This is a genomic window from Thermosynechococcus sp. PKX82, from assembly GCF_031583255.1.
Lineage (GTDB): Bacteria > Cyanobacteriota > Cyanobacteriia > Thermosynechococcales > Thermosynechococcaceae > Thermosynechococcus.
The window spans coordinates 566323-580218 of record NZ_CP134169.1; the positions used below are offsets into that span (position 1 = coordinate 566323).

Annotated in this window: 15 protein-coding genes and 1 pseudogene; 8 read left to right on the forward strand and 8 right to left on the reverse strand. The window is 54.0% G+C overall.

Going from position 1 to position 13896, the window contains the following annotated elements:
• Window positions 1-132 precede the first annotated feature (132 nt).
• The 4 genes from gyrA to RHH53_RS02655 all read left to right on the forward strand — a co-directional run bounded on the left by gyrA (window position 133) and on the right by RHH53_RS02655 (window position 5382).
• Window positions 133-2694: a DNA gyrase subunit A gene (gene gyrA, locus RHH53_RS02640; protein ID WP_310744056.1), complete on the forward strand. Its 2562-nt coding sequence runs from the start codon at window positions 133-135 to the stop codon at window positions 2692-2694.
• Entirely contained in the window at window positions 2691-3680 is a 990-nt protein-coding gene (gene hpnA / locus RHH53_RS02645) for a hopanoid-associated sugar epimerase (RefSeq protein ID WP_310453231.1), read from the forward strand. The genes gyrA and hpnA overlap by 4 nt, the downstream gene beginning before the upstream one ends.
• Window positions 3681-3729: 49 nt before the next feature.
• Entirely contained in the window at window positions 3730-4812 is a 1083-nt protein-coding gene (locus RHH53_RS02650) for a class I SAM-dependent methyltransferase (protein WP_302678775.1), read from the forward strand.
• A gap of 120 nt (window positions 4813-4932) precedes the next feature.
• The gene (locus RHH53_RS02655; protein ID WP_206200947.1) at window positions 4933-5382 is read left to right on the forward strand and encodes a hemerythrin family protein; all 450 of its coding nucleotides are present in this window, start codon (window positions 4933-4935) and stop codon (window positions 5380-5382) included.
• A gap of 9 nt (window positions 5383-5391) precedes the next feature.
• On the opposite strand, the gene RHH53_RS02660 is transcribed toward RHH53_RS02655, so the two are convergent.
• The 7 genes and pseudogenes from RHH53_RS02660 to RHH53_RS02690 form a co-directional block, all read right to left on the reverse strand.
• Window positions 5392-7128 carry a diflavin flavoprotein gene (locus RHH53_RS02660; RefSeq protein ID WP_310743335.1) on the reverse strand — a complete coding sequence of 579 codons (1737 nt, stop codon included), beginning with the start codon at window positions 7126-7128 and terminating at the stop codon, window positions 5392-5394.
• 141 nt (window positions 7129-7269) lie between these two features.
• Entirely contained in the window at window positions 7270-7725 is a 456-nt protein-coding gene (locus tag RHH53_RS02665) for a hypothetical protein (protein WP_310744057.1), read from the reverse strand.
• The gene (locus RHH53_RS02670) at window positions 7703-8572 is read right to left on the reverse strand and encodes a DNA adenine methylase (protein ID WP_310437981.1); all 870 of its coding nucleotides are present in this window, start codon (window positions 8570-8572) and stop codon (window positions 7703-7705) included. Before RHH53_RS02670 ends, RHH53_RS02665 begins: the two co-directional genes overlap by 23 nt.
• The gene (locus tag RHH53_RS02675) at window positions 8572-8865 is read right to left on the reverse strand and encodes a YggT family protein (protein WP_315863358.1); all 294 of its coding nucleotides are present in this window, start codon (window positions 8863-8865) and stop codon (window positions 8572-8574) included. The genes RHH53_RS02670 and RHH53_RS02675 overlap by 1 nt, the downstream gene beginning before the upstream one ends.
• A 27-nt stretch (window positions 8866-8892) precedes the next feature.
• Window positions 8893-9216 (reverse strand): metal-sensing transcriptional repressor, encoded by a 324-nt coding sequence (locus tag RHH53_RS02680; protein WP_310744059.1) that lies wholly within the window; start codon window positions 9214-9216, stop codon window positions 8893-8895.
• 67 nt (window positions 9217-9283) lie between these two features.
• Entirely contained in the window at window positions 9284-9442 is a 159-nt protein-coding gene (locus tag RHH53_RS02685; protein ID WP_310744060.1) for a hypothetical protein, read from the reverse strand.
• 14 nt (window positions 9443-9456) lie between these two features.
• A pseudogene (locus RHH53_RS02690) lies at window positions 9457-9774 on the reverse strand (helix-turn-helix domain-containing protein); the annotation flags it as partial.
• Between the two features lie 320 nt (window positions 9775-10094).
• Between RHH53_RS02690 and RHH53_RS02695 the strand changes: the two are divergent.
• The gene (locus tag RHH53_RS02695; protein WP_206200953.1) at window positions 10095-10550 is read left to right on the forward strand and encodes a hypothetical protein; all 456 of its coding nucleotides are present in this window, start codon (window positions 10095-10097) and stop codon (window positions 10548-10550) included.
• Here RHH53_RS02695 and holA read toward each other — a convergent pair.
• Window positions 10487-11494, reverse strand: coding sequence for a DNA polymerase III subunit delta (gene holA / locus RHH53_RS02700; protein ID WP_302678780.1), 1008 nt, complete (start codon window positions 11492-11494; stop codon window positions 10487-10489). The genes RHH53_RS02695 and holA overlap by 64 nt on opposite strands.
• A 60-nt stretch (window positions 11495-11554) precedes the next feature.
• Here holA and RHH53_RS02705 point away from each other — a divergent pair, with 60 nt between their 5' ends.
• The 3 genes from RHH53_RS02705 to RHH53_RS02715 are packed head-to-tail and all read left to right on the forward strand — an operon-like array spanning window position 11555 to window position 13888.
• The gene (locus RHH53_RS02705) at window positions 11555-12001 is read left to right on the forward strand and encodes an LptA/OstA family protein (RefSeq protein ID WP_302677271.1); all 447 of its coding nucleotides are present in this window, start codon (window positions 11555-11557) and stop codon (window positions 11999-12001) included.
• Entirely contained in the window at window positions 11961-12749 is a 789-nt protein-coding gene (lptB, locus tag RHH53_RS02710) for an LPS export ABC transporter ATP-binding protein (protein ID WP_302677272.1), read from the forward strand. Before RHH53_RS02705 ends, lptB begins: the two co-directional genes overlap by 41 nt.
• 2 nt (window positions 12750-12751) lie before the next feature.
• Complete coding sequence (locus tag RHH53_RS02715; protein ID WP_206200956.1) at window positions 12752-13888, forward strand: LptF/LptG family permease; 1137 nt, start codon at window positions 12752-12754, stop codon at window positions 13886-13888.
• Window positions 13889-13896: the final 8 nt, after the last annotated feature.

Here is a 13896-nt window from a genome sequence, read left to right on the forward strand (position 1 = left end):
CTGAGGCTGACTTGAGGGCTAGAACGCCGCAGCAGAGAGGGGTTAAGGTTGGCGTTTAGGCTGGCGTGATATCATTAAATTTTCCAACTGAACAACAAGGCTTCCCGATTAATTGCTTGGTAAAACACGCCCATGAGCTTTGCTGCTGATTCTTCTCGGATCATTCCCACTGAGTTGCGGGACGAAATTTCGCGCTCATACCTTGAATATGCCATGAGCGTCATTGTTGGGCGTGCCCTTCCCGATGCCCGCGATGGTCTCAAACCCGTACACCGCCGCATTCTCTATGCCATGCATGAGTTGGGGCTGACCAGCGATCGCCCCTTCCGCAAATGTGCCCGTGTGGTGGGGGAAGTGCTAGGGAAATATCACCCCCACGGCGATTCAGCGGTCTATGATGCCCTCGTGCGGATGGCGCAGGACTTTTCTATGCGTCACCCCCTCATTGATGGCCATGGCAACTTTGGCTCGATTGACAATGATCCGCCGGCCGCGATGCGCTACACCGAGTGTCGGCTGCAAGCCCTAGCCACAGAAGCCCTCTTGCAGGACATCGAGCAGGAAACCGTTGACTTTGTTGATAACTTTGACGGCTCGCAGCAGGAACCCCTAGTTTTACCGGCGCGGATTCCCCAGTTGCTGCTCAATGGCACCTCCGGCATTGCCGTGGGGATGGCGACGAATATCCCACCCCATAATTTGGGAGAACTGGTGGATGGGCTGGTGGCCTTAATTCATAACCCCCAGATTAGCGATCGCGAGCTAATGCGCTACATTCCGGGGCCAGATTTTCCCACTGGGGGGCATATCCTCGGCCAAGGGGGCATTGAAGAGGCCTATACCACCGGTCGCGGCTCGATGACGCTGCGGGCAGTGGCCACGATTGAAACCCTTGAAGCACCGGGTCGCCAACCCCGCGAGGCGATTATCGTGACGGAGTTGCCCTACCAAACCAACAAGGCAGCGCTGATGGAAAAAATTGCCGAGTTGGTCAACGAGAAAAAAATTGAGGGCATTGCCGATCTGCGGGACGAAAGCGATCGCGATGGCATTCGGGTGGTGATTGAGCTAAAGCGGGATGCCTACCCACGGGTGGTACTCAACAATCTCTACAAGCAAACCCCCCTACAGGTGAATTTTGGTGCCAATATGCTGGCGATCGTCAACGGCGAGCCGCAATTGCTGACCCTCAAACGCAGTTTAGAGGTGTTCCTTAGTTTCCGTGAAGCGGCGATCGCCCGCCGTACCCGCTATGCCCTGCGCAAGGCTGAAGAACGGGATCACCTGCTCCAAGGGTTGCTGGTGGCGCTGGCCAATCTCGATGCCGTGATTCAACTCATTCGCAGTGCGAGTGACACGACCCTTGCTCGTCAGCAATTGATGCAAACCTATGCCCTCAGTGAAGCCCAAGCCGATGCCATTTTGCAGATGCAACTGCGGCGCCTCACGGCCTTAGAGGCGGAAAAAATTGAGCGGGAGCACGCAGACCTTCAGCGGCAAATAGCCGATTATCGCGATATTTTGGCCAATCGCCAGCGGGTACTGGAGATTATTGAAAAAGAAGTCACCGACCTCAAGGCCAAGTTTGCCACGCCCCGCCGATCGCTGATTGTGCAAGCGGATGGCGAGATTAGCGACACCGATTTAATTGCCAACGATAAATCCGTCATTCTCGTTACCCAGCAGGGCTACATCAAGCGGATGCCCGTGGATACCTTTGAAGCCCAAAGTCGCGATGGGCGGGGACGCAAAGGGGCAGAGATTAAAGAGGATGATGCCGTTGAGCACTTCTTTAGCTGTAATGATCACGATCGCATTCTTTTCTTTAGCGATCGCGGTTTAGTCTATGCCTTGCCCGCCTACCAAATTCCCAGTGGCTCGCGCCAAGCCCGCGGCACCCCCATTGTCCAACTGCTGCCCATTCCCCGCGAGGAAAAAATTACCTCCGTCATTGCCGTCCAAGAGTTTAGGGAAGATGAGTATCTGGTGATGCTCACCCGCAAGGGCTTCATTAAGAAAACGGCGCTAGCGGCCTTTAGCAATATCCGCACCAATGGCCTGATTGCCATTTCCCTTGAGGAGGGGGATCAACTGCGGTGGGTGCGGCGTACCCGCGAAGAGGACACCATTATCATCGGCTCGCGGCAGGGCATGGCGATTCACTTTCGCGCCAGTCACGATCAACTGCGCCCCCTTGGCCGTGCCACGCGGGGGGTCAAATCCATGAGCCTGCGTCCGGGGGATGAACTAGTGGGGATGGATATTCTGCCGGCGGCGATCGCCAACCGTTTTGCTACCCCCCCGGAGGATGACAGTGCCGAGATGGAAGACGTTGAGGAGACGGTGGCGCAGGGTGAAGGCCCTTGGGTACTGGTGATTACCACCAATGGCTACGGCAAGCGGGTACCCGTGCAACAGTTTCGGCTGCAAAACCGCGCCGGCATGGGCATTACCGCCACCAAATTCAAAGCCAAAAGTAACGAGGATCAACTGGCGGCTCTGCGGATTGTCAATGCCGAGGATGAATTGATGATTGTCACCAGTCGCGGCATCATTATTCGCCAAAAGGTGATGGATATTTCCTCGCAGTCGCGATCGGCCACGGGCGTCCGTCTGCAACGCCTAGATGAGGATGATGTGATTGTCACGGCAGCCGTCTTGCCCCCCGGTAGCATGGAGGCTGAGGAAGATTGAGCACCACCGCCTTTCTCACGGGTGCCAGTGGCTTTGTCGGTACCCATGTGGCACAAGTCCTTGCCGAGAGGGGGTATCGTGTCCGTGCCCTTGTGCGCCAACCGCAGCAGGCTGCCCATCTCAAAGCGTGGGATGTGGCGTTGGTGCAGGGGGATCTCCGCACCAGTGACTTAGTGCCCTTGATGCAAGGGTGCCAAGTGCTCTTCCATGTTGCCGCCCATTACAGTCTGTGGCGGCGCGATCGCCCCCTCCTCTATGCCGTCAATGTGGAGGGCACCCGTCGCATCTTAGCTGCTGCCCGTGAGGCTGGCATTGAGCGCACCGTTTACACCAGTTCCGTGGCCGCCATTGGTGTGGATCCCAGTGGCCAACCCACCACCGAAGCCTACCAAAGCCCCCCCGAAAAGCTGATTAGCGAGTACAAGCGCTCCAAGTACTGGGCAGAGCAGGTGGCTCACGCGGCAATCCGCCAAGGGCAAGATATTGTCATTGTCAATCCCAGTACCCCCATTGGCCCTTGGGATGCGAAACCCACCCCCACTGGCGAGATGATCCTGCGTTTTTTGCGGCGACAGATGCCCTTTTATGTCAACACGGGGTTGAACCTGATCCATGTGCGGGATGTGGCGATCGGTCATCTCTTAGCCTTGGAAAAGGGCAAAACCGGTGAACGCTACATCCTTGGCCACCACAACCTCACACTGGCAGAAATTCTAGGACGCCTAGCCACGATAACTGGATTGCCGCGTCCCCTTGGCGAAATTCCTGTGGTGATTCCCCTCGTAGTAGCTTGGTTCGATGAAGTGGTGCTGGGGGCTTTGGGCAAACAACCAACCATCCCCGTTGACGGAGTGCGCATGGCACAGCAAAAAATGTTTTACGATGCCCGCAAAGCCGTGGCCGAATTGGGCTTGCCCCAGACGCCAATTGAGGAGGCGCTCCGAGACGCCGTGACTTGGTACCGTGAACGCGGCTACTGCCCCTAGGGTTTGCGATATAGTGAGGAATGGAAATTATGAAGTTTAGTTAAGAACTATGCTGGTTGCGCCCTTTACCTCGCAGTTGCCGCTTGTGGAAGAGACGCTTCATCGTGGCTACCAAGCCCTGCAATGGGGCAAAAACATTTTCGCGATCGCCCACAAAACCCTGAGTGCTCGTCTTCTCAATACTCTCTTTCCCACCGAAGAGCGGACGCAACCCCTCAGCCCTGAGTTGCAAGCATGGCTCAAGGAACGTTATGAAGCCCTACTCCAGCAGGATTGGCAGGATGCGGTGGCTGGCTTGTATCCCCCCACACTTCTCTTTGATGCCCCTTGGGAAGAATTTTTGCGCTTTTATCCGGTACTGTGGCTAGATTTGCTGCAGATGTGGCAGCGGGCGCGATCGCGCCAATTTCAGGAATTTGCCAAGGACGTGCGCCTTGAGGACTATCCGCAGTATTATCGCCAAAACTTCCACTACCAAACCGATGGCTACCTCAGTGAGACCTCGGCCAACCTCTACGATCTGCAAGTGGAGCTGCTCTTTGGCGGTACGGCAGATGCGATGCGGCGGCGCGTGATTGCTCCCATTGCCCAACATTTTGCCACTCATCCTCCTACGCCACCTGTACGCATTCTCGATGTTGCCTGTGGCACCGGTCGCACCCTAAAACAACTGCGCTATGGCTTCCCCAAAGCAGCCCTCTTTGGCATTGATTTGTCCCCTACCTACTTGCGCAAAGCCAACTCCCTACTGGCCACCCAGACCGGGGATTTGCCACAACTCATTCAAGGGAATGCCGAAAGCTTGCCCTACGTGGACAACTACTTTAGCGCCGTCACCTGTGTCTTTCTCTTCCATGAACTGCCCGCCCCAGTGCGCCAAAACGTGATCAATGAATGTGCCCGCGTTCTCCAGCCGGGGGGTGTCTTTGTCATCTGTGACTCGATTCAAGCCCTGGATTCCCCAGAGCAGCGCCCGATGATGGAAAACTTTGCCAACCTTTTCCACGAGCCCTTTTACCGGAATTACATTGAAGATGATCTCAACATCCGCTTAGAAAAAGCAGGCCTAGTGGTCAAAGAGGTGCAGCACCACTTTATGAGTAAGTATTGGGTGGCCGTTAAGCCTTCTTAGCCCAAAGGTACCAGTCCGCTACACTTTGTAACGGTGCCCACCTCCTGCGATGCGGGGCTGCTAGGCTGAACACAGTATGTCAAAATGTCTTTTCCCTGTGGCAGTCTGGAGGGTTAATTGATGGATGGGCTGGCATGGCAAGCGGAGTTTGTCTCTGGCTTGGCGGAAATCGATCAGGAACATCAGGCACTGCTGGCGATGTTACAGCAGTTACGCTCGGCGATCGCTGAGGGAGCAACCTTTTCGCAAGTGAAGCCGCAATTACTAGAGTGCGCCAGCGAAACAGAACGCCACTTCCAGCACGAAGAAACTCTGATGGCTGCTGCCAACCATCCCCTCTATCTCTCCCACCGTGCGGCTCACCAAAATCTGCTACGGGATTTGAGTGGGGTGCTTGAGCAGGTGCAGGGTCATCCCGAAAAGCTGACACCAGAGACGATTGAGGCGATTGGTGCTCTAGTCGTGCGCCATATTCGCGAAGAAGATCTGCCAATGCTCTACCTGCTCACCCATCCCGAGGAGCTAGCACAGCAACAAGCGGCTGAGTTGACGGCGGAAACTGCCTTTTAGATCTCGGGACTAACCACTGGTTTTGCGATGTTGGATGGCCGTTAAGCCACTGGTTTGCAGCAATTCACCACTCTCGACCACGGCATAGATCAGCGAGTGGTTGCCACAGTTCATGCGGGACTCTACCGTACATTCCAAATAGGCAAGGGCATCGAGCAAAATCGGGGCACCACTCTCAGCGCTTTTGAGGCCAAGGGTGGCTAATTGTTGCTCACCAAGGCGTTGTGCCTGCTGAAATTGGCGAACGAGGGGACTGCCTTCCTTGAGAATATTCAAGACAAAGCGATCGCCCACCAAGCAGAGGCTTTCTGCCCATTCCTGCGGCAAGGACACTGTGATACCGGGGGGATTAAACGAGGCTTGGGAGACCGACGACACCAAAATCGCTGCCGCTTGGGTGAGGTGAAAACACCCTTCCGGTAGGGTGGTCAGAACACACAGGGAACCCACGACCCGATTCACTGCCTGCTCGGTGCGATCCACCTGTGCCTCGACGAGACTGGGGGGGCGGACGGTGCGACTCTTGCGCAGTTTCTTCAGGGCTTGGGCAAACTCGTTGGCGGCAATTTGGCATTTTTCAAGATCGCTCGCCGTGGGGGTAAACTTCACCCGCAGCGTTTCAAAGCCAAGGGTATAACCAGCATCAAGCAACTTTTGTTCAATGTCATCAATGGCCTCACCACTCCAGCCGTAGGAGCCAAAGACCCCCGCCAGCTTGGTTTGGCTGCCCTCCGCCAAAATAAACCCCAAAGCGGTCTGCACCTGTGTCGGCATGTGTCCCCCTAGGGTGGGCGAGCCAATAATAAAGCCGTCGCTACTGTGGATCAGGGCTTGCATTTCTGCTGGGGGTGTGGTTTCACAGTTAATGGCCTCCACTTGCACACCGGCTGCCGTTAGGGCTTGGGCGATCGCGTTGGCTAGAATTGCTGTATTGCCATAGGCAGAGGCATAGAAAAGTGCTACCTTGGTGTCCTGTTCCGTTTGGGCTTGGCACCAGTCGCGATAGTCCTGAAAGAGGCGGCTACGGCTAAACTTGACGATCGGGCCGTGGGCGGGGGCATAGAGGCGCGGTGGCGGTGTCAGTTCTACCAAGCGATCCAAAATGCTTTCCACTTGGCGGGTTTGCGCCGCATGCAAACATTCAAAGTAGTAGGCACGATCCGCATCGAGTTTTTTCCACTGCTCATCGTAGAGGCTATCGCCACAGACATGGGCACCAAAGAGCTTATCGGTAAACACAATTTGATTCTGAGGATCAACGGTGATCAAGCCATCGGGCCAGCGGGGCGTAGCAGCAGCAATAAACTCCAGTTGGCGATCGCCCCCTAACTCTAGGGGTGTTTCCGCACGGGGAATCCAGAGATTCAATTGCTCGCCAAGGGTGGAGCGCAAGGTTACTGCCCCTGCCTTAGAGCAGACGATAATGATCTGGGGCGCTTTTTCCAGCAAAACCTTGACGGTCGCCAGACGGTTGGAGTTGACATGACTAAGAATCAGGTACCGCAGTTGACTCAGATCAATGTGCTGCTGGAGTTCCTGCAAATAAATTTGGGTAAAGGATTCCCCTGGCGGATCCAGCAGGGCGGGTTGGGGTGCTCGGATCAGGTAGGAATTGGAGGTGGTTCCCTGCTGACGGCCGTACTCCACTTCAAACTTCAGCCGATCCCAAGTGCGCGATCGCAAGACCAAAACCCCGGGCGCAATTTCTGCGACTTGAACATCACGGGGACGAGTTTCCGTGAGCATTGGACACCTCCTGAAAACCTATCTGCGGTACTGCTATCGAAAATATCGAAATAGCACTGCCACTATAACGTAGTTTAATCGCCTAGGGAATTACCAGTAAAATTTTTATTCTTGATCATTGATGTTTTATTTGATCATTTTTCAAATCGCAGGGTTATTAAAAAGGCTATTAAGTAATTGGAATTCAAGAAATTGGTTAACGCTTAAAAACTTTAATAATTTTTTTAATCTTATCAAATAAAGAGATTCAATATTATGGTTTTTAATCTTTGTTTTTATATTTGCTTTATAATACCAATTCAATTTGAAGATAGGGTTAATAAAGGCTGTGTAATAAATGACCAGCCCGTCAAAGAACGAATCACTGCCGTCGTCAGTTGTAACAATACAGCTTGCAGGTTTTGACGCAGGGCTTCCAGCGCCTCGAACGACTGCCATGCTCATGCTGCTCGCAGATTTTGCCACAACCGCTCCATGGGATTGACCTCGGGGGCAAACACAGGCACAACATTCCGTGGCTTCTTGAGTGATATTCATGAATTTTTGAGTATAGCTTATCCCTCTTGAAAATATCTCACTCCCTTTCGAAATAGCCATAGGTAACAACCAGCAGCTCGCTAATCTTACCGCGTTTGTGGCGATTGGAGTTGATCACACGGCTGGCCTTGAGTTCAATACAGTGCCAAGAGCGATACAGGTGCAGCATGGGTTCAACCCAAGCATTGCTAAGCATGACGTAGCATCCCCGTTGAGCCAACTCAGCGACAACGTTGGCCAGGGCAATCTGTTCTGCCTCGCCAAAGGGCTGATCAGTGTAACTGGTGAAGCTGGCTGTTTTAGAAAGAGGATAGTAAGGTGGATCAAAGTAGATAAAATCCCCCGCCGTTGCCCAAGTTAAGACCTCTTGAAAATCCGCCACACTCAATGTCACCTTTTGCAGAGCAAGGCTCGCTTGGCGCAGAGCCTCTGGATCAAAAATTTGGGGATTGCGATAACGACCCATGGGAACGTTGAACTGCCCGGCACGATTAACACGATAGAGGCCGTTAAAACAGGTTTTGTTCAGATAGATGAAGCGAGCTGCTCGCGTGAGGGGATCAAGTTGCTGCTGATCTAAGCTACGAATGTGGTAGTAAAAAGCTTCGCTGTGCTGTTGGCGATATGCCGTGAGTTCTTGAATTAAGTCCTCCACGCGATCGCGCACAATTTGGTAGCAGTTCATTAGTTCAGGGTTGCGATCGCTCAACCGCACCTGCTGAAACTGAAATTCCCCCTGTTGGGCTTGGCCAAAGAGATACCAGTAGAGCGCTGCACTGCCACAAAACGGCTCAGCATAACAGCGACATTGATGGGGTAAATAGGGAGCCATTTGGCTCAACAATTGCGACTTGCCCCCCGCCCACTTGAGAAATGGCTTCGGGCTGAGGATCGTTGTTGTCCCCACTAGACCGGTGGAAACAGGATGAACAACAGTCCCTGCTGCCCCACGAGCAATTCCCGTAGGAGCGTGACAATACCCACCCAGATAATGGGACTAATATCCACTCCCCCAAGGGGCGGCACAACGCGGCGAGTTGGTGCCAGCACAGGCTCTGAAAGCCAGTAAATCACTTTCAATGGCCCTTGGGTGAGGTTAATCTGGGGGTACCACGTGAGGACAATCCGCACCAGAAAGATCAGGGTAAAAATGGCGAGGATGATTCCCAGTACCCAATTGATGACAATAACCACAGGCATTGGCATCGCTTACACTATCCCAAATCATTATCCCAAAAAATGATCAAGGGCAGCTTTAAGTTCTGCGAGTTCCTGATCAATGCGTCCCTCTTGAGCGGCACGAGTCACACATTCATTCAAATGCTCATCGAGAATCAGCCGTGCCACCCGATCCAACGCTCCCCGCACTGCGGCAATTTGAATCAGTACCTCTGGGCAAGGGCGACTATCCTGCACCATCGTTTTGATACCACGCACGTGCCCTTCAATGCGCGAGAGCCGATTGACGATCGCCCGCAGCGATTCCTCACTGTGATGATGGGGATGGGAATGCAGGGAAGGAGAAGAATGGGAATGGAATTCAGTGCTCACGGCAAATAGTCCTAAACAATCAGTACAACAATCAACCTATTCAACAAAATATTCAACAGATTAGGAACTAGGGTTGTGTTGCTCCCTGTTGAAAATAATTTCTTAAATTCACTAAGCGTTGGCGATTCATAGCCGCCGGTTGTTGGCGCTGAGCAGGGCTGAGAACTTGTTGGACTTCTAAAGCAGCCGCAAAATGTGTTCGTTGCACCATCTCCCGTAAGCTCATCACCAATGCCGCCGCTCAAACGCTTGGTCTAGCCGCTTCAAGACTTGCTGCAATGCTTGGGCGTTAACCGACGCTAAATCAGGGTTGAACTGCTTTGCTTCAGTCAATCGTTGGCACTGCACGTTGAAGCTGGGGTAAGGGGCATCCGCTGGGATGATGTACTCGCTACGCACAGAGCAGGCATTGACTGGACATTTGCGCGAAGCAATCCAGTCTTTGCGTTCCCTCAGCGGATCATTCCAAACTTGGCGACACACGTCTAGATCGTGGTCGATCTGCTTGGCCTGCTGCTGGGTTAGTTTGAGTTTGTACTCGTACGTCAGGGTGAGCATGAGTGCATTATAGCGATTAGTCACGCCCGATGTTCGGTGCTAGCTCAATATATCCAGCAACAAGCTGAGATTGAGTGACTGCTCCCTGCGGTCGCCCGCCGCCTCACCACCTAACCGCTTTGCGGTATAGACGGAGCACTGCGGCGAATTTTGGTAGCAAACTTGCTAGCTGCACTTGGTTTTGGCCATGAATGTGACGGCTCTTTCCTAAATTTTCAAGTGGGCGTTTGCCTTGGGCGTCACTCCCGTAACTGTTGTCCCTAGGGAAGTCGTGATAGTATCGGGACACATCCCCCGCAGGATTCAGTGGACGAACCAACGTGACAGAACCAATTTTTTGGTTGGCGGTGTCACTGGTATTAGTGGCCGTATGCTTGGCAGCCGTTCTGGTTGCTGCGATTCCGGCGTTTATGGAATTGGCACGGGCGGCGCGCAGTGCCGAAAAGCTCTTTGATACCTTGGGGCGTGAATTGCCCCCTACCCTAGAAGCAATTCGCTTGACAGGTCTAGAGATTAGCGATCTCACCGACGACATTAGCCAAGGGGTAGAAAGTGCAGGCAATGTCGTCAAGCAGGTGGATCAAGGAATTGCAGCGGCAAAACGCCAAGTTCAAGAGGCGAAAGTGACCACCCGTAGTGTTTTTGCCGGGGTAAAAGCCGCATGGCAAACGTGGAATCGTCCCAGTCGCAAACCTTCGCGGTTGCCGCCGAGTCAATTGTCACCGCCGCCCGAGCGATCGCCCCAAGAACGCCGTGAGCAGGCCAAGGAAAGCTGAATCATCCCTTGGCGTAGAGTCGCCACTGGCTCAGCCCCTAGCTTGAGTTGATACTCCGTGGTTAAGAGAATCTGCAAACAGGCTTGAAGGGCCGGCAAAGCAACAGCGTTCACTTCTTTTTGCAGGAAATAGACCCGTTTCGGATTTCCCACTTCGGCGAGCTTGGCAATGCGTTGATGGTCGCGCTCATGGCTGAGCAACTTGACCCACAACCAGGTGCGAAATTGTTTCGTCAGGGTGGCCAAAAGGCGCAAGGGGGGTTCATTTTGGAGTAGCAAGTCCTCCAGTTGGCTCAGGGCAGTGGCTGTGTCTCCCCGCAGCAGCGTACTGGCAAGGGTGAGGCTACTTTGTTGGGTGGCATGAACAAGGGTGGTGATGTCTTCAGCGGTAAGGGGGCGATCGCCCGCAAACAAGGCCAATTTTTCTAATTCATTGTGGAGTTGGCGACTGTCATTGCCCACGGCTTCGGCAAGCAGTTGTATTCCTTCTGGGGGCAGGCGGACTGGATAGCGTTGAGTCGCCTCACGGATTTGCTGTTCAATCTCAGCGGTTTTCCAAGCGGCAATCGGACTAAATTCCTGAATCTTGCCATGCTGTTGCAGCAGCTTGACGGCTTTACTGCGGCTGTCGGGTTTTTGGCGACTGGTAAGAAGAAAATGACAGTTCGGGGGAATTTGTGGCAAGGTGAGTTCTAAATCTGCGAGTAGTTCCGCACTACAGCGTTGACCTAGCGTTGTATTCACTAGCCACACCAAGCGATCGCCTTCTCCAAAGGGCGGCGTCATCACCTGCGCCAACGCGGCTTGAACGGCCTCAGCATCCTCCCCAGCAAATTTTTCGAAGTTAAAACTCTCCCACAGGGGATCGACCACTTGTTGCCGTAGGTCTTTCACGGCCTGCTCGAGTCGGAATTGATCCTCCCCCCAATAGAAGTAAACGGGCATGATGCGGAAATTTTCCCTTATCCACTAGGATAAAGACATTGTGGCGGAGACTTTAAGGAAATGTTGCACTCTTGTTCCCGATGGCCATCCCGCCTTTTGGCGCTGGGTACACTGGGGGTAGGGTTAGCAATCGCTCCCCTCTTCTGGCAGCCCGCAGACTCCCAAGAAACGCCTTCCCAAGCACTTACCATTTTGGCCGATGTGCAGCAGGCGAATGCCGTCACAGGCGTGATCACGGCACGGGGCAATGTGCAACTGCGTTATCCCGCCCGCCAAATTCAGGCCACGGCGGCACAAGCACAATACTTTAGCCGGGAGGGGCGCATTGTCCTCAGTGGGAATGTGTATGTTTTGCAACAGGGGAACAGTCTCCGCGCTGACACCATCACATATCTTATTGAGGAAGCAAAATTTGTCGCTCTGCCCGCCCCCAGCCGCCAAGTCGAATCTATTTTAATGATCCCCGATGACCCTAACCAACAAATTCTTACACCTGTGCAGCCCTAATGGGCGGTTTGCGCTACCGACCACGCTTCGCCTAGAGGGGGTATGTAAACGGTATGGCAGTCGTTGGGTGGTGGATCACGTCAGTCTCTCGGTGGCTCGCGGAGAGGTGGTGGGTCTGCTGGGGCCCAATGGTGCAGGGAAAACGACAACCTTTTACATGGCAACGGGGATTGAACGACCGGATGATGGCCGAGTATGGCTGGATGATGAGGATATTACCCAAGCTCCCTTACATCAGCGAGCACGGCGGGGCATTGGCTATCTGCCCCAAGAACCGAGTATCTTTCGCCAGTTGACGGTTGCTGAAAATATTCTCTTGGTTTTAGAGGAGACGGGAGTGCCGCGGCGGCAGTGGCGCGATCGCTTGGATCAACTACTCACGGAATTCCGCCTCACCCACATTGCCCACACCCTCGGTCGGCGAGTCTCAGGGGGAGAACGGCGGCGCACCGAATTAGCCCGTGCCTTGGCAGCAGGTAAGCAAGGCCCCAGTTTTTTACTGCTCGATGAACCCTTTGCGGGCGTGGATCCCATTGCCGTGCATGACCTCCAGGACATGATTGCCAAGCTGCGCGATCGCCAAATGGGCATTCTCATTACCGATCACAATGTGCGGGAAACGCTGGAAATTATTGACCGCGCCTACATTTTACGGGAAGGGCAGATTTTAGCCGCAGGGAATAGCTGGGAATTGGCCCAGGATGCCAAAGTGCGGCAATACTACCTCGGTGAGGATTTTCGCTTCTAGACATGATCAGAGCACTGCGGCGGATCTGGTTGCCGACCCTTCCCAAGTTAGATCAGTATCTTCTCTCGCTACTGCTGCCGGGGTTTGTTTTTGGCGTTACAATCTTTACCACTTTGGCGCTGACCGTCGGCACGATTTTTGATCTGGTGCGACAAATTGCCGATGCTCAACTGCCCCTAACGATTTTGCTGCAATTGATTGGCTATCAACTGCCCAGCGTCTTGGTCTTGGTGTTTCCGATGGCCGTGTTGCTCGCGGTTGTGGGGGCGATGAGTCGGCTCTCAGAGGAGGGGGAGTGGATTGCGCTGCGCAGTGTGGGGATTTGTCTGCGCCGTGTCCTCGTCCCTGTGGTGGTTTTTGCATTGTTTGTGAGTGGGTTGACCCTTGCGCTCAATGAAATCGCCGTACCCATCGCCAAGTATGAATCGCAAAAACTCATGCGGGAGTTACTGCAACAGGAGCGTACCCTCGGCTCAGGCACCGATATTTTCTACCCTGAGTACGATCGCCAAGGAGATGTGCGGCGACTGTATTATGGGCATCGCTTTGATGGCAGCCGCATTCAGGGAATCACGGTTTTGGACTTTTCACAACCACAGGTGACTCAGGTCATTAGCGCTGAATCCGCTGAGTGGAATGTGCGTGAGAGTCGCTGGTTACTCTCTCAGGGGGTAGCCTATTTGATTACCCACACGGGAGTCAGCCGCAATCTCTTGCAATTTGATCAACAGGAGATCCGCTTGCCGCGGCCTGCCCAATCTCAACAACTGCGGCCAACAGATGTGGATGAACTCTCGATCACCCAAGCACGCCGTGCCCTGCAACGTCTCGATCCCAATCAAGAGCCAGAACTGGTGCGTGCCCTCAAGGTTCATCTGGCTCAGGCCTATGCCCAACCCTTCTTGGCGGTGGTCTTTGCCCTTTTGGGGGTGGGGTTTGGCCTCAGTCCCTCCCAACGACGGGGGCGCCAAGGATTTGGCATTAGTGTGGCAGTGGTGTTTGGTCAGTACGTGCTCACGTTTTTTCTCGGTGCACTGGGGACGATTGGCACCCTCTCCCCCCTTGCAGCAGCGTGGTTGCCCCACGGTATTGGCTTGGTGGTGGCGATCGCCCTACTGTGGCGCGCGGATCGTAGCTAGAGAGGTAT